Annotated in this window: 14 protein-coding genes; 4 read left to right on the forward strand and 10 right to left on the reverse strand. The window is 64.5% G+C overall.

Going from position 1 to position 14,511, the window contains the following annotated elements; genetic code table 11:
• Nucleotides 1–191 precede the first annotated feature (191 nt).
• Nucleotides 192–485, forward strand: a complete 294-nt coding sequence (locus DXT68_RS11265) for a hypothetical protein (RefSeq protein WP_045253490.1) — start codon at nucleotides 192–194, stop codon at nucleotides 483–485.
• Nucleotides 486–526: 41 nt separating this feature from the next.
• Here DXT68_RS11265 and DXT68_RS16955 read toward each other — a convergent pair whose 3' ends face one another.
• Both DXT68_RS16955 and DXT68_RS11270 read right to left on the reverse strand, forming a co-directional pair.
• Nucleotides 527–721: a hypothetical protein gene (locus DXT68_RS16955; RefSeq protein WP_156149265.1), complete on the reverse strand. Its 195-nt coding sequence runs from the start codon at nucleotides 719–721 to the stop codon at nucleotides 527–529.
• Between the two features lie 177 nt (nucleotides 722–898).
• The gene (locus tag DXT68_RS11270) at nucleotides 899–1,915 is read right to left on the reverse strand and encodes a hypothetical protein (RefSeq protein WP_162829121.1); all 1,017 of its coding nucleotides are present in this window, start codon (nucleotides 1,913–1,915) and stop codon (nucleotides 899–901) included.
• A gap of 264 nt (nucleotides 1,916–2,179) precedes the next feature.
• Here DXT68_RS11270 and DXT68_RS11275 point away from each other — a divergent pair, with 264 nt between their 5' ends.
• Nucleotides 2,180–3,670, forward strand: a complete 1,491-nt coding sequence (locus DXT68_RS11275) for a DUF8370 family protein (protein WP_162829122.1) — start codon at nucleotides 2,180–2,182, stop codon at nucleotides 3,668–3,670.
• Nucleotides 3,671–4,842: 1,172 nt separating this feature from the next.
• Here the strand turns inward: DXT68_RS11275 and DXT68_RS16960 are convergent.
• From DXT68_RS16960 to murI, 5 genes are all read right to left on the reverse strand, one after another.
• Entirely contained in the window at nucleotides 4,843–5,487 is a 645-nt protein-coding gene (locus tag DXT68_RS16960; RefSeq protein WP_156149267.1) for a hypothetical protein, read from the reverse strand.
• A 154-nt stretch (nucleotides 5,488–5,641) separates the two neighbouring features.
• On the reverse strand, nucleotides 5,642–6,232 hold the full coding sequence (locus tag DXT68_RS11285; protein ID WP_045253568.1) for a dihydrofolate reductase family protein: 591 nt from the start codon (nucleotides 6,230–6,232) through the stop codon (nucleotides 5,642–5,644).
• Between the two features lie 59 nt (nucleotides 6,233–6,291).
• Nucleotides 6,292–6,885, reverse strand: coding sequence for an RdgB/HAM1 family non-canonical purine NTP pyrophosphatase (gene rdgB / locus DXT68_RS11290; RefSeq protein WP_045253493.1), 594 nt, complete (start codon nucleotides 6,883–6,885; stop codon nucleotides 6,292–6,294).
• Nucleotides 6,885–7,619: a ribonuclease PH gene (gene rph, locus DXT68_RS11295; protein WP_045253494.1), complete on the reverse strand. Its 735-nt coding sequence runs from the start codon at nucleotides 7,617–7,619 to the stop codon at nucleotides 6,885–6,887. The genes rdgB and rph overlap by 1 nt, the downstream gene beginning before the upstream one ends.
• A gap of 58 nt (nucleotides 7,620–7,677) precedes the next feature.
• A complete protein-coding gene (gene murI / locus DXT68_RS11300; RefSeq protein WP_045253495.1) occupies nucleotides 7,678–8,511 on the reverse strand; it encodes a glutamate racemase in 834 nt (277 codons plus the stop codon).
• A gap of 75 nt (nucleotides 8,512–8,586) precedes the next feature.
• On the opposite strand from murI, the gene DXT68_RS11305 reads away from it, so the two are divergent.
• Nucleotides 8,587–9,912, forward strand: coding sequence for a nicotinate phosphoribosyltransferase (locus DXT68_RS11305; RefSeq protein ID WP_045253496.1), 1,326 nt, complete (start codon nucleotides 8,587–8,589; stop codon nucleotides 9,910–9,912).
• 22 nt (nucleotides 9,913–9,934) lie between these two features.
• On the opposite strand, the gene DXT68_RS11310 is transcribed toward DXT68_RS11305, so the two are convergent.
• The 3 genes from DXT68_RS11310 to DXT68_RS17375 are packed head-to-tail and all read right to left on the reverse strand — an operon-like array spanning nucleotide 9,935 to nucleotide 13,543.
• Complete coding sequence (locus DXT68_RS11310) at nucleotides 9,935–10,201, reverse strand: DUF3039 domain-containing protein (RefSeq protein ID WP_045253497.1); 267 nt, start codon at nucleotides 10,199–10,201, stop codon at nucleotides 9,935–9,937.
• Between the two features lie 40 nt (nucleotides 10,202–10,241).
• Complete coding sequence (locus tag DXT68_RS11315) at nucleotides 10,242–11,807, reverse strand: hypothetical protein (protein WP_045253498.1); 1,566 nt, start codon at nucleotides 11,805–11,807, stop codon at nucleotides 10,242–10,244.
• Entirely contained in the window at nucleotides 11,783–13,543 is a 1,761-nt protein-coding gene (locus DXT68_RS17375) for an ABC transporter ATP-binding protein (protein WP_341853353.1), read from the reverse strand. The genes DXT68_RS11315 and DXT68_RS17375 overlap by 25 nt, the downstream gene beginning before the upstream one ends.
• Nucleotides 13,544–13,792: 249 nt before the next feature.
• On the opposite strand from DXT68_RS17375, the gene DXT68_RS11325 reads away from it, so the two are divergent.
• Nucleotides 13,793–14,485: a phosphocholine cytidylyltransferase family protein gene (locus DXT68_RS11325; protein ID WP_045253499.1), complete on the forward strand. Its 693-nt coding sequence runs from the start codon at nucleotides 13,793–13,795 to the stop codon at nucleotides 14,483–14,485.
• Nucleotides 14,486–14,511 lie beyond the last annotated feature (26 nt).

The raw sequence follows: 14,511 nt of genomic DNA on the forward strand, positions 1-14,511 counted from the left end.
CATGCGAAAGCATGATGCCTGAAACGCGCGAGCTGTCTCCACTTGATCCCGGCCGGAAGAGGTGAGATCAAGCGGGACCATAGGAACCGATGGTGCCAACCTCCGCTGGCATCTCAGTATGCAGGCTTGTTGGAGCTTCTAGACCGCAAAAAGCTCTCCCGAAGGAACGTGGGCACCCGTAACCTTGCATCGTGATCACCATCTACAAGACGCTCGACAACACTGAGATGCTCGCTAAAGACGCCCCGGATCTCCCGATCGGGTCGACCTTCACAATCGAGTACTCGGGAAGGAAGCGTGCCGTGCTGGTGACAGTTATGCGGACCGAGGAAGACGAGTGGCTCGCCTGGCGGATGTTCGGTGCCCAAGCGCCGGTTTTCCGCCTGGGCACCGGTCTTTATGACGCACGGCAGGCGGGGTATTCCGCTCGCGAAACACTCGGCGAGGCCATCTACACCCGATTCGGGCCTTTCATCCTCGACTGACCCCGCCGAGCGTCTGTGCGGATCCACGCCGTCAGGTGCGGTCAGATGCCTTCTGGTTTCTCGTCCGGGCTCCCGTGCACCGCTTCCCATTTCCGCTTGTCTTTCCACCACTCTTTGCGGTTATCACTGGTCAGCGGGCCAAAACCACTATCTTCAGGGAAGGGATCAGGGAATGGGGCGTAGTCCTTTTCAGACTCTTGATTATTGTACTTCTCGAACTCTTCGTTGTTTGTCATACGATTTATCATCGTCGTATAGCACATTTTTTGTCAAACTTGCAAGCGCGCGAATGGTGACAACAGGCTTCCTCGATCTCGGTAGGTCCGTTCGGCACGGATGGTGAAAGCCCCAAGCCGCTTTCCCAGTGGACGAGTCCGTCGATGCTGCTGATTCTGCGTTCTTAGATTTCGAACTCAGAACATCATGTAATTGATGAGCCTCGCCCTCGCTCTGGTCACCATATGGCCCCACCTCTCCTCATCAACCCATTCGGGCGCGGGTGGAAGGTCGGGTTCTTTATCGAAAGTTCGCTTCGCTCTCAGGGCGATGGCCGGGCAGACTATCCCGTGTTCTCGATGCTCGATTCCTCGATTGCTTACCACCCAATCGTCGGACAGGACATCGAGAAGAGTGCCCGGGCTTCGCCAAGCCCCCTGATCTCCTCGGCGTCCAGCGACGGCATCTTCTAGCCCGCGGTTTAGGTTTTGAAACAAACGCTGCACGTTCACACCTTTAAACTCGGGACCGTATCCAACTCGCACCATTTCGGACCGCAGGCGGCCGAAAACTGTGATCGGGTCGTCGTCCTTAGTCCAGAGGGATTCGACTACGTAACCAGTCCCAAGGAGCCGGGTGTCCACGGCTAGCGCCAGCCCGATCACTCGTGGCTCGGAGTAGCTCCCGTAGTCAATCTGTTGCTGCTCGGTTGCGAGCGCCACGCTGACGACTGGATCAGTGAGTCGGTCACCTCCTGAGACATGCACCTCTTGCTCCACAGCCCCGAGCTTGTTCGCAGTCTCCATCGCCGCCATGACACTCTCGTATGAAACCTCATCCGCGATACCTGAGACTGCCGAATCCTCTTGTGCTGCTTGCTCGGCTAGCTGGCGTTCGAACCGCTCTTGGATCGCGTCCAGCCGGTCGTTCAACACACGGGTCGCTTCTTCCGTAGCGACCATCGCGGCCTCAGATGCTGCTTCTGTGGCAGCTTCCTTTGCCACGGTCCTGGTCGTCGCTACTAGCCGGCGCTCTAGCCACACCAGAAATCCAGCGAGGAAAATTGTGGTCCCGAGATTCACGAGGACTGACGACCAGAACGAAGCATCCTGCCAACCGTCCACAAGAGCAGTAGCTCCCCCCAGCAAAGCCAGTCCAACTGCAGTCCACAGCACAATGAAGCCCTTGCGGATACCCGTCTGTTCTCTCCTCATCACGTAGGAAGACTAGACCGCAGGCCTCCAATGTCTGTGGATTTGGCCCCACAGAGGCGTCCTCCGTCGGGGACTCCAGGGAAACACAGAAGGATCAATCGTCATCTCACACGCTGGCTGTGATTGACTCAGGCAAGGCAGCGGACGAGAGTCCGTGGCTTCGGCTCCTCGTGACGGCGCATCTCACACTGTCCGATGCATGGAACTCAGGCACCCGTACTTCGCTAGGCTTCAGAAACTGCTACCGGAGGGGGCGTGTCAAAGATGACGCATGTGCAGCGAGTGTCGGGATACTTCAATCTCGGCGTAGAACAGGGCGGCCTGGACTTCGTGGACGTTGACGTTCATGGAGACGTCCCCGTCTACATCGATCCGACTGCGATCCGCGTTCAGTCGGGTGACTGGGTGGAGGCGTGCGCCCACGGGCTGTACACGTTCTTCGACGAGTTACTTGCTGCAATTCGCGCTGACGATCTTCCAAAGATCAAAGAGTTGATTTACCCACTCAGTGAACCGAACGAGACGCACCTTGGCGTGAGCAAAGGGCTTTCGAAGGGACGCTCGCTCGGCAGCCGCAAGAGGGCTGATCAACTAGTCGCGGCGCTTCGACGGAGCCGGGCGATCAAGAGCGGCTTGATTGAAGACCTCGAAGACACGGTGTTGTTCGTCGACGGCATCGGTAAGGACATTCTGAGCGACATCACAACCTGCGTGATCCGTGCTCAGCTGATTGAGTACACCGTCAATCAGAGCAAGTTCCACAACATCCCTCTTCAGACGCAGCACCCAGGCCGCTACTGGGACTCCGCCCAGCGAAGGTGGGACGAAGGCTACTTCGACCTACCCCGAGGCCCCCAGGGGTTGCTGCTACTCGTACCCAAGGCGATCGTCCGCCTGCACCCCACGTATGAGAAGGGTCAGTTCTATCGCGGATTCCTGCGACCCTACTTCGAGGACTCGGAGTTGAACCGAGGCGTAGCGTCAGAGTTCGTAAAGCTTGTGCGGGCAGGAAAGAAGAACGCCCGGCTCAAAGTCAAAAAGGGTCTCCTAGACGAGCACCTGGGTACAACTAAGGCGAAAATCGCGGAGAACGCCGAAGCTTTCCCCGAGGCAATGCAGGAGTACCGAGGCGAGAAGGCGACCGAGGCGCAAGTGCCCCTATCGCTACAGTCTCTCGCAGCCCGGACGGGCACACCGCAGCCGAGCCTTCGCGAACTCTATGAGGAGATCAAAGCGATTCAGCCAGGAAAACCTGGAGCTACCGCCTACCACCGAGCCGTCGCTGCTTTTCTCACCGCGCTGTTCACTGGGAGCCTGGGAAATCAGCGCCTTGAGGTAACGCTGCACGGCGTCAAACGGATCGATATCACGTATGACAACGTCGCTGGTGACGGGCTTTTCCGATGGTTCGGCTTGCACCGTGCAGCAGCGTCGATCCCAGTTGAATGCAAGAACTACTTCGACGATCCGGCCAACCCTGAACTCGATCAGATCGCGATGAGACTCTCGCCTACTCGGGGTGAGATCGGATTTCTTGTCTGCAGAACAGTGCGAAACAAGCAACGCCTCCTCGACCGCTGCCGCTCCGCAGCCGTGGATAGTCACGGATTCGTGATCGCTCTCGACGATTTGGATCTCCTTCAACTTCTGGAGGAGTACGAAGCCGCCGAGGATGACCCTTCGCTGCCACAACGACAGTTTGCAGTGATTCGGGGACGCTTCGACGAACTGACAGGGGTCACGCCCACTCGCTAGCGGCGTAACGAGATCGCGTGGACAGGCTTGCCGAGACTTCATCCGAGCCGCACTGCGCTCGCGATCGGAAGTAGAACATAGGTTCGAATCGCGCTACTCTGGACCTCTTGAAGTCGAGGTGTGGGGATGGGTGCCGGGGAGCGTGTGAAGCTCGCGAACGATATGCGGGCCTACCGAGCCTCTGTCATCGCGGCATCGAAGCGCGGCCCCCTCCAGTCTCTGACTGATCGCGAACTCGCCTTGAAGGACTGTGCGGTGACGATCTATCCCAAAAACCTCCAGCGCCGAGTTCAAGCCTGGGTCCGCTTCGGAGGAGAGGCCATCCGCGTGGAGGCCAAGCTGATGCGATCCACTCCACACGCGGCAGGTATCGAGTTCTCCGCTGAAGGCCAGGTGTGGCGGTGCTGGGTGTGGGGGAACGCTGTTCAGGTTCCCGATGATCACTAACCAGTGGCAACTGTTGTGAGCTAGACCGCCAGTGCAGGCGAATAAGTTACTCGCTGGAGCGGGTAGTGTCGTAAACTGGATATACGGCCCCTCCAGGGCCATCCAGGGTTGCCGCCCTGGATGACCCCGCTCCGGGGAGCCAGATTCCCTCTCCATTGAGCGAATCGAATCAGAGAAGGCCCCCCTGCGCGAGGTTGTTAATCTCGGGGGGCTTTTCTCGTTTCGAGGGTCATCTTCCGCTAGGCGGAGGGTGATTCACCTCTTGCTCCCATTCTAATCGCTCCCGCAGACACATCTTTGGTGGCAGGGTGCCCAGTCGCCCGCCATCGCGTGTCCGCCATCGGTCGCTGTAGTCCGTTATCGGTCGCTATGGGTAGTAAGCCTGTCAATTCGTAAAGAATCCCGGACAACCCACTCCCAGGAAACTCACAGGTGAAAATTCCAGATACTTTCCCGTCGGCCATCCGTCTGCACCATGGACAGACAGAGCGCACAACGTAGTCATGCGTAGCTTTTCCGCCTAAATGCCAGGATTCCGTAGTCAAAAGCGGCTGAGAAGTCTGTGCAGGGAGGGTTGGCAACTACGTTCTCAAGCATGAAAGCCCGCCAACTCGACCTTCCTGGCCCCGCCCCGCTCTGTCGGCGGTGTCCGGTACGTATGGTGCCGACCCCCACAGGCCGACGAGGCAGGCTGATATGGCAGTGTCCCTTGTGCGGGAAGGTGATCATCCCTTGGAGGTAGCGGTTCCTCCACCGGATGATGCTCTCTTCTCGCGGGCGTATGTGGCGGCTGCATCCTTGCAGTCCTGGCACCGGCACCCAGCAGAATATTTCGAGGTAGTGCCGTGAACGGCCTTGGCCCTTCGAGTGCCCTTCGGCCCTTCCAGTCGCTCTAGCCTCTTAGCCTCCTTTTGAGCGAGGGAGCATCGGAGGCACCTACATGAGTAGTTTCTGTATCCGTTAGTCGTGCCATGTCTCTCGTCGTTGTCTGCCAGTGGTTGAGGTACCCACTTCTGAAGACGCTTTGAGGGGATGACAGGACGCGGGGCGGGCAACGGCTCAACCTCACCCTCATACGTCGCGCTACGAGCCTCCTGTGGCCTCTCAGGAGCATCTTGGAGGATCGCAGCGATCTTCTCTTGAGTAGTGTGGGCAACCTTCTTGATCTCACTCACCCCGGCCCCCTGTGCGTGAAGACGCAGAACGGTAGCTCGAAGCTCCTCAGGGTCTTCCCTGTGCTCCTTCGCTATCTGCATTGCGGATGCAGCCTCAGCGACGGCGACCCCGTAGGAGGTATCGGTGAGGAAGGCCGACTCCGCTTCCTCAAGGAGGTTGGCGAAGCGGGAGAGGTCTGGAGTGGAGGAAGGCATAGGTCTACCTATCGCTCGAAACGACCTTCCCTCCTGGTCCTGCCCAAGACGTGCCCAATCTGGTGGGCATGACGTACCCTGATCCGCAGGGAAGCTAGTTCATTTTCTTGTTTTTCAGCGCGATTCCGGCCCAGGTCGGGAATGGTGATGATTCTCAGTAGCCTCGTCCTCGGCGCAGGCGGGTGTATTCGAGCACGACGCAGCCGTTGTCGAAGGAGCGCACCTGGTCGAGACCGAACATCGTCGGGGCGAACGGGTGTCTCGCCATCGGGATGCCGGAACCGGCGATCACCGGGTACTTCTTGACGATCAGTCTGTCGATCTCGTCGAGCAGCGCGCCCGCGAGCATCGCCCCGCCCGCGAGGTAGATGCCGAGGCCGGGCTCGGCCTTGAGAGCACGCACCCTCGCGACCGGATCCGTGCGCACGATCTCGACGTTCGGCTCATCCGGGTCGGCGACCGTCGTGCTGAACACCACGGTCCGCAGCTGCGAGTACGGATCGGTGATCCCGGCCTGCAGCGCGGGCTCGTAGGTGCGACGACCCATCACCACGGTGTCGAACCGAGTGAGCGGCTCGTCGACGCCTCCCCGCCCCGCTCTCACATGCGCGGGCTGGATGTCGGCGAGCTCCGTGCCCAGCGTCTCGGCGAACGCCGGGGTCACGGGATAGAAGTCGACCTCGTCGTCGGGCCCCGCGATGAATCCGTCGAGGGTCACGCCGATGTAGTAGGTGAGTTCTCGCATGCCGACCACAGTAACCACTACGCATGAAGTACGTCAAGCGTAGTGGTTACCGTGAAGGGTCAGAGGTCGGCGAGGAGTGGCACCAGCTCGCGGAAGGCCCGCGCCCGATGCGACTGCGACTGCTTCTCGTCGGCGCTGAAATCGCCCACGGTGCGCTCGGCACCCGCCGGCTGCCCGTCCGGGATGAAGATCGGGTCGTAGCCGAATCCGCCACCACCGGATGCCGACCTCGCGAGGCGCCCCGGCCAGTTCCCGACGACCACGTGCTCGGCACCCGCCGGGGTCACCAGGGCGATCGTCGACGTGAAGTGCGCGCTGCGGTGCGGATCCGCGATGTCATGCAGCTGATCGAGGAGCAGTGCGAGATTGGCCGCAGCATCCTTCTTCTGCCCCGCCCAGTAGGCGGAGAACACGCCGGGTGACCCGCCGAGCACGTCGACGCAGATGCCGGAGTCGTCGGCGAGAGCCGCGAGACCCGTGTGCAGCGAGGCGGCGCGCGCCTTGATGAGCGCGTTCTCGGCGAACGTCACTCCGTCTTCGATCGGCTCCGGACCGTCGTAGCCGATGACCTCGAGATCAGGACGCGTCACCGCGACGATCTGCTGGAACTCGTCGACCTTGTGCGGGTTGTGCGTGGCGAGGACGACCTCCATCAGCCCGCGAGTGCCTTCAGCTGCTCGCTCTTGAGGTCGGCGCAGCCGGCGACGCCCAGGTCGAGCAGCGCATCCAGCTCGCGCTTGTCGAAGGGGGCGCCTTCGGCGGTGCCCTGCACCTCGACGAACAGGCCGCGTCCGGTGACCACGATGTTCATGTCGGTCTCGGCGCGGACGTCTTCGACGTATGCCAGATCGAGCATGGGCTCGCCGTCGATGATCCCGACGGAGACCGCGGAGACCGAGTCCAGCAGGGGCGTCGAATTCTTGCCGATGAACTTCTTCTCACGACCCCACTCGATCGCATCGGCCAGAGCGACGTAGGCCCCGGTGATCGCGGCGGTGCGCGTTCCGCCATCGGCCTGCAGCACGTCGCAGTCGATCACGATCGTGTTCTCGCCCAGGGCCTTGGTGTCGACGACCGCACGCAGCGCCCGGCCGATCAGGCGCGAGATCTCGTGCGTGCGTCCGCCGATGCGGCCCTTCACACTCTCGCGGTCGTTGCGGCTGTTGGTGGCGCGGGGAAGCATCGAGTACTCGGCGGTGACCCACCCCTTGCCCTTGCCGGTGAGCCAGCGGGGCACGCCGTTCGTGAACGAGGCGGTGCACAGCACCTTCGTGCCCCCGAAGCTGATCAGGGCCGATCCCTCGGCATGAGCGCTCCACCCGCGCTCGATGGTGATCTCGCGGAGCTGGTCGGTGGAACGGCCGTCGGCACGGACGATGCTGGTCATGAGAATCCTTCGGGTGGGGGTGGGTGAAGCGAAGACGGAGGAGGGAGGGACGCCGAGGTCAGAGCCCGGAGGCGTGCCCCGGAAGGGTGATGACGCCGGTCTCCACGAGCTGCACATCGCGCACCTCGTGACCCATCAGTCGGTTGGCGAGCGCGGTGAACTCGATGGCCGAATCGCCGGTCGCCTCGTACACATACGACGCCGTGGCGTCGGGGGATGCGAGCAGATCTCCACGGACCAGCTGGCGGTAGACGTCGCCCGCCGTCTCATCGTCGCTGGAGACGAGCGTGACCCCCTCCCCCATCACATAACTGATCGCGCCGCGCAGGAAGGGGTAGTGCGTGCACCCGAGCACGAGCGTGTCGACCCCGGCGTCACGCAGCGGTGCGAGGTAGTGCTCGGCGGTGGCGAGCACCTCGGGGGTCCCGGTGATGCCGCCCTCGACGAACTCGACGAAGCGCGGACATGCGGCTGTGAAGACCTCGAGACGCTCGTTCACCTCGAGCATGTCCTGATAGGCGCGAGAGCCGATGGTCCCGACCGTGCCGATGACACCGACCCGTCCGTTTCGCGTGGTCGACACGGCCCGGCGCACGGCGGGACCGATCACCTCGACCACGGGCACGTCATAGCGTTCGCGCGCGTCGCGCAGCATGGCCGCGGATGCCGTGTTGCAGGCGATCACGAGCATCTTGACGCCCTGGTCGACGAGAGTGTCGAGAACCTCGAGGCTGTAGCGCCGCACGTCGGCGATGGGTTTCGGGCCGTAGGGCGAGTGCGCGGTGTCGCCGATGTAGACGAACGATTCCCGGGGCAGCTGGGCTCGGATGGCCCTGGCCACCGTGAGTCCGCCGACACCGGAGTCGAAGATTCCGATCGGGGCGTCGTTCATGACTACCCAGCCTACCCGCGCGCACCGCTGGTCATGCTCAGGAACTCGAGCGGATCTCGTCACTATGCTGAGCGGATGACGACGTCCACGGCGCTTCTGACCGATCGTTACGAGCTCACCATGCTCGCCGCCGCACTCCGCGACGGCACGGCCTCGCGGCCCAGCGTGTTCGAGCTGTTCTCCCGCCGCCTGTCGGGCGGACGTCGTTTCGGCGTGGTCGCCGGCACGGGGCGTCTGCTCAGCCTGCTGCGCGAGTTCCGATTCGAGGACGACGAGCTGCGGTTCCTCCGCGACAACAACGTGGTCGACGCGGATTCGCTGCGTTACCTCGAGAGCTACCGTTTCACCGGCTCCATCCGCGGCTACCGCGAGGGCGAGCTGTATTTTCCCGGATCTCCCATCCTGACCGTCGAGGGCAGCTTCGCCGATGCGGTCGTGCTCGAGACCCTGGCCCTCAGCGTCCTCAACCACGACTCGGCCGTGGCCACCGCCGCGTCACGCATGAGCATCGCCGCCGGCGAGCGACCCCTGGCGGAGATGGGCTCGCGCCGAGCCGCCGAGCAGTCCGCGGTCGCAGCCGCCAGGGCGGCGTACATCGCCGGCTTCGGCGCGACGAGCAACCTCGAGGCCGGTCGGCGCTGGGGCATCCCGACGATGGGAACCGCCGCGCACTCCTGGACGCTGCTGCACGAGAGCGAGGAAGAGGCCTTCCGCTCCCAGATCGACAGCCTCGGAACCGCGACGACGCTGCTCGTCGACACCTATGACATCCGCACCGGCGTCGAGACCGCGATCCGGGTGGCGGGGACCGGCCTCGGCGGCGTGCGCATCGACTCCGGCGACCTGCCCATCGTCGCCGCCGAGGTGCGCGCACAGCTCGACGAGCTCGGCGCGACCGACACGCGCATCACCGTCACGAGCGACCTCGACGAGTACGCCATCGCGGCCCTGGCCGCGTCACCGGTCGACGCCTACGGGGTCGGCACCTCGGTGGTGACGGGGTCGGGATACCCCACGGCCAGCATGGTCTACAAGCTGGTCGCTCGGCAGGACCCGAACGGCGCATGGATCGGGGTCGCGAAGGCGTCGACGGACAAGGCGTCGCACGGAGGACGCAAGGCGGCGTTCCGCACGCTCGTCGACGGAGTCGCGAGCGCGGAGACGGTCGTGGTGTCGGACGGCTTCGAAGAGCTCGGCACTCCCGCGCAGCATCCGGACGGACGCGCGCTGCAGACGACGTTCGTCGAGGGCGGCGAGATCGACCGGTCCTTCGAGGGGCCGGCGGGGACGACGTCGGCTCGAGCGCATCATCTGCGCGTGCGGGAGGAGCTTCCGGTGCGGGCGCTCGCGCTGAGCAAATCCGACCCGGCGATCCCCACGGTCTTCGTCGACGCGGGCTGAGCGTCGCTGACGCGGTGGCGCGTCAGCGCACCATCGATTCGTAGATCTCCTTGCAGGTGGGGCAGATCGGGAACTTCTCGGGGTCTCGACCCGGAGTCCATTTCTTGCCGCACAGTGCGCGTACCGGCTTTCCGGTGATCGCGGACTCGAGGATCTTGTCTTTCTTGACGTAGTGCGAGAAGCGCTCGTGGTCTCCCGGTTCGAGATTCTCCTCGCGGAGGAGTTCTTCGAGTTCGCGATCGAGCGTTGCCACGCCACCCTGATCGGGGCTGTCCAGCGGAGTACTCATTCCGAGAGTCTAGCCGTGGAGCACCCGGGGTAGGCGGCGGTCACGCGGTCTCGACGAACTCCATCAGGCGCTCACCCTGACGCTCGAAGGTGCGCCCGCCCAGTGCCACGCCTGCCGCGAGCGCGACGGCTCCTGTCGCGAGTCCCACCCAGAACGTCGCGGGCGCGAACTGCCCGCCTTCGACGACCGTGAGCACCAGCAGCCAGATCGTCGGGATGCTGACCACGATCGCGCCGAGGAACGCGATGGCGGGGCCGTACGTGCCCCGAGAGGTCGGACGCTGCGGCTGTTGGAACGGACTGTCACCCGGGCGCGAGACCGCGTAGGGCGCGACGACCGACACGATGCTGGAGAAGCCGAGACCGGAGAGCAGCAGAGTGGCGCCCAGGCCGGTGAGCGGCAGCAGGAGCCGCCAGTCGTCGATCCAGAGCAGGGTGAGCGGCACTGCGACGGCCAGCACGGGGATCGCGACGAGCGCGACCGGGACCAGACGCCCCAGCCTGTCGGGCAGTCCCCGCACGCCGCTGGCGACGTGCGTCCACAGCGCAGTGGAATCGTACGCGACGTCATTGTGCGGCAACCATCCGAAGAAGAGCGCCATGACCGGCACCGGGACCAGCGCGGCGATCTCGAGCGGCACACCCGCGACCAGCAGCGGCAGCACGGTGAGCACGCCGGCGACGGGCACCACGATGAGGTTCATGATGTACCGACGGTCGCGCAGCCAGTAGACCAGGCTGCGCGAGGCGATCGCGCCGAACGCGTTCGACGGCATCAGGCCGAACCAGCCGAGCCCCGACCGCTCGCGTGACGCCACCGGACGCGCGGTGGTGGTGAGCAGCCGACGCACCAGCCAGGACCAGAGGATCCAGAGTCCCGCCGCGGTGATCAGTGTGACGAGGCCGCTGATCCATGAACCGGTCGGGTCGTCCGAGGCGAAGGAGAAGAGCACGCGTGACGGCGCGGCGAGGGGCGTGAACCCGACGGATGCGGTGAGCGCGCCCACCGCGGCGGGCACCTGCCCGTCCCATCTCAGCGAGGCGAGGAAGACCGCGACCGGGAACGCCACCACGACGACGGCCAGCGCGAAGAGGGCGGTGAGTTCGCGCGAACGGCGTTCGGGTAGCAGGAGGGCGTTGACCGCCATGCTGACGCGCGCGGCGAGGGTCGCGGTCAGGAGACTGACGATGCTCATCAGCACGGCGAGGCCCCAGGGTGCGCCGAGCGCGATCGAGACGATGCACACGCTGACGTTGACCGCGATCAGCGCGAGGCTCGGCACGCTGACCAGGGAGGCGAGCGCGAGAATCCACGGCATCTGCCGCTCGTTCACTCCGAACACCGCGAAGCGGCGGGGGTCGAGCTGATCGGCGGAGCCCACGAGAAGCGGTCCGACGAGGAAGCCCAGGAGCAGTGCGGCGTTGCCGAGGATGATCACCGTGCGTGCCACGGCCACCGGAGCGTCGACGAGGCTGAGCACGGCGGCGCAGACCACGGCGGTGAGGGCGACGACGACGGCGAGCACGACCAGCGTCCGGCCCCGACGTTCGCCGCGCAGCGATCCGATCAGGAGCGCAGCTCTCAGTCGGAGAACGTGTGCAGCCACTCGAGCCCCTCCACCTCTCCGATGCCGCCGGAGAGCTCGACGAATCGCGCTTCGAGGGTCTGCCCCGCGCGCACCTCGTCTACGGTGCCTTCGGCGAGTACCTCACCTCCGACGATGATCGCCACTCGGGAGCAGACGCGCTCCACGAGATCCATTCCATGACTGGACAGGATCACCGTCCCACCGTGCGCGACGTAAGCACGCAGGATGTCGAGGATCACCGCGGAAGACACGGGATCGACGGCCTCGAACGGCTCATCGAGCACCAGCACGCGCGGCGAATGGATCATCGCACCGGCGAGCATGATCTTCTTCGTCATACCCGCCGAATAGTCGGAGACCACGCGGTTGAGGGCCTCGCCCAGATCGAAGGCCCGCGCGAGGTCTCCCACGCGCTTCTCGATCACGTCGGACTGGAGGCCCCGCAGCAGACCGTAGTAGTAGAGCAGCTGGCGCCCGGTCAGTCGATCGAACGTCCGCAGCCGATCGGGGAGGACACCCATCATGCGCTTCGCTGCGAGCGGCTTCTTCGCCTGATCGATGCCGCAGATCACCACCTCGCCCCGATCAGAGCGCAGCAGTCCTGCGACGATCGACAGCGTGGTCGTCTTTCCTGCACCGTTGGGGCCGACGATCCCGTAGAACGATCCGGCAGGCACGGTCAGGTCGATGCCGTTCACGGCCGTGTGGTCGCCGAAGCTCTTGACGAGCCCGCGGATCCGGATCGCCTCGCTCGCCGATGCCGCCCCCGCGCCGTCGACCGGCTGCTCGCCTGCGCCGACGTCAGCGATGGCACCGTCGTCGTCGACGACGGGCGGCTCGTCCTCGGTGCTCACGACGTCGTCGGCGGGAGCGTCAGCTGGAGCCTCCTCCACGACCGGAGCCTCCTCCACGACGGGAGCCTCCTCCACGGTGGGAGCTTCCTCCACGACGGGAGCCTCCTCCACGACCGGAGCTTCCTCCACGACGGGAGCCTCCTCCACGACGGGAGCCTCGGTGTCTTCCGCGGGGATGGCCTCGGGCTCCTCGGGCTCCTCGGGCACCGCTGGTGCGCTCACCGAGACCTCGCCGGAAGCCGTCTCGCCGCGGGCGGCGGAGATCGGCGTCTCCGTCTCGACCGTGCGCGCGCCCGAGGCCTCCGCACCGATCGTCTCCGCGGGCCGATCGTCGGCAACGGCGGTCTTCTCCGCCTCGACGGCCTCCGCTTCCGCAGCCTTGGCGGCGGCAGCCTTGGCCGCCGCCGCCCTCGCGGCAGCCGTCTTGGCAGCGGTGGTGCGAGCCGCCGCCGCGCGAGCCTTGGTCTTCGCTGCGGCGCTCTTCTCCGCTGCCGCCTTGGCTGCGGCGGTCTTCGATGCGACGCTCTTGGATGCGGCGGGCTTCGATGCGGCGGGCTTCGCCGATGCCGCCTTCGCAGCGCTCGTCTTCGCCTCTGTGGTCTTGGCCGCTGTCGTCCTGGAGTTCCTGGCAGCAGCGGCGCGCGCGGCGGATGCGGTCTTCGTCGGCGCGGCGGATCGTGCCGTCTCTCCGGTGACCGGACTGATCCGCAGCGCAGGCTCCGCGACGACCTCGATGGTCGCAGCGGCCTTGTCTGCAGACGCCTTGGCGGGCGTGCGCGGGGCCGCGGCCTTCTTCACCGGAGCCTTCTTCGTGGGAGTCCTCCGAGCCGGCGTCTTATTCTCAGGCACGGGCGCAGCGTCAGCCGCCTGATCGGTGGGGTCGTCGGGGGAAGCAGTCACCGTCCTACGGTATCAACGGGCGATCGATTTCTTCGGGTCGCCGCAACAATTACCCGGTCGACACGCAGGTTCGCCGAACGAGTCAACCCCTTTACGAATCTGAGTGCGGGGTGTGTACTGGATCACGAATTGGCAACAGCGGCCTCCAGCCCCCGGGGTTCCCAGGCTCGGTCGATACCATGACTCTCGGCACGACGAAGTGTCTGATCGGTGAACCGATCGTGAACACAACTTCCTTTAGGAGCACTCGTGACTCTTCAGACCGTCATCCTCGCAGCCGGAATGGGCTCGCGCCTGGGCCGTGCACTGCCCAAGCCGCTCACCGAGCTCAGCGACGGACGCACCATCATGCGTCAGCAGCACGACAACATCCGCGCAGCTTTCGGTTCCGACGCCCGCATCACGTCCGTCGTCGGATACCGCGCCGAGACCATCATCGAGGCCTTCCCGAACGTCAACTACGTGCACAACGAGCGCTACGACGAGACCAACACATCCAAGAGCCTGCTGCGTGCCCTCGGTGCCACGGGCAAGGCCGGCGTTCTCTGGATGAACGGCGACGTCGTCTTCGACCCGATGATCCTCGGGCGTGCGGCCGCATACATCGAGCGCGACCAGTCGTTCGTCACGGTCAACACCTCGAAGGTCAGCGACGAGGAGGTGAAGTACACGGTCACGGCCGAGGGCTTCATCGACAAGCTGTCGAAGACCGTGAGGGGCGGCCTGGGCGAGGCCGTCGGCATCAACTACATCTCCGCCGCGAACAAGAAGGCGTTCATGCGCCAGCTGCAGCGGGTCGAAGACCAGGACTACTTCGAGCGCGGTCTCGAGCTCGCGATCGCCGAGGACGGACTGCTCCTCGAGCCGATGGATGTCTCGGACCTCTACGCGGTCGAGGTCGACTTCGCCGAGGATCTCGAGCGGGCGAACCTGTTCGTCTGATCGTCTTCCACGAAAGCCCGGCCCCG

Origin of the sequence: Microbacterium foliorum, assembly GCF_003367705.1 — a bacterium.
Classification (GTDB): Bacteria; Actinomycetota; Actinomycetes; order Actinomycetales; family Microbacteriaceae; genus Microbacterium; species Microbacterium foliorum.

Excerpts from the sequence above, each read along its gene's own strand:
- DXT68_RS16955 (WP_156149265.1), bottom strand. The coding sequence starts at position 721 with ATGACAAACAACGAAGAGTTCGAGAAGTACAATAATCAAGAGTCTGAA.
- DXT68_RS11270 (WP_162829121.1), bottom strand. The coding sequence starts at position 1,915 with ATGAGGAGAGAACAGACGGGTATCCGCAAGGGCTTCATTGTGCTGTGG.
- DXT68_RS11275 (WP_162829122.1), top strand. The coding sequence starts at position 2,180 with ATGACGCATGTGCAGCGAGTGTCGGGATACTTCAATCTCGGCGTAGAA.
- DXT68_RS16960 (WP_156149267.1), bottom strand. The coding sequence starts at position 5,487 with ATGCCTTCCTCCACTCCAGACCTCTCCCGCTTCGCCAACCTCCTTGAG.
- DXT68_RS11285 (WP_045253568.1), bottom strand. The coding sequence starts at position 6,232 with ATGCGAGAACTCACCTACTACATCGGCGTGACCCTCGACGGATTCATC.
- rdgB (WP_045253493.1), bottom strand. The coding sequence starts at position 6,885 with ATGGAGGTCGTCCTCGCCACGCACAACCCGCACAAGGTCGACGAGTTC.
- rph (WP_045253494.1), bottom strand. The coding sequence starts at position 7,619 with ATGACCAGCATCGTCCGTGCCGACGGCCGTTCCACCGACCAGCTCCGC.
- murI (WP_045253495.1), bottom strand. The coding sequence starts at position 8,511 with ATGAACGACGCCCCGATCGGAATCTTCGACTCCGGTGTCGGCGGACTC.
- DXT68_RS11305 (WP_045253496.1), top strand. The coding sequence starts at position 8,587 with ATGACGACGTCCACGGCGCTTCTGACCGATCGTTACGAGCTCACCATG.
- DXT68_RS11310 (WP_045253497.1), bottom strand. The coding sequence starts at position 10,201 with ATGAGTACTCCGCTGGACAGCCCCGATCAGGGTGGCGTGGCAACGCTC.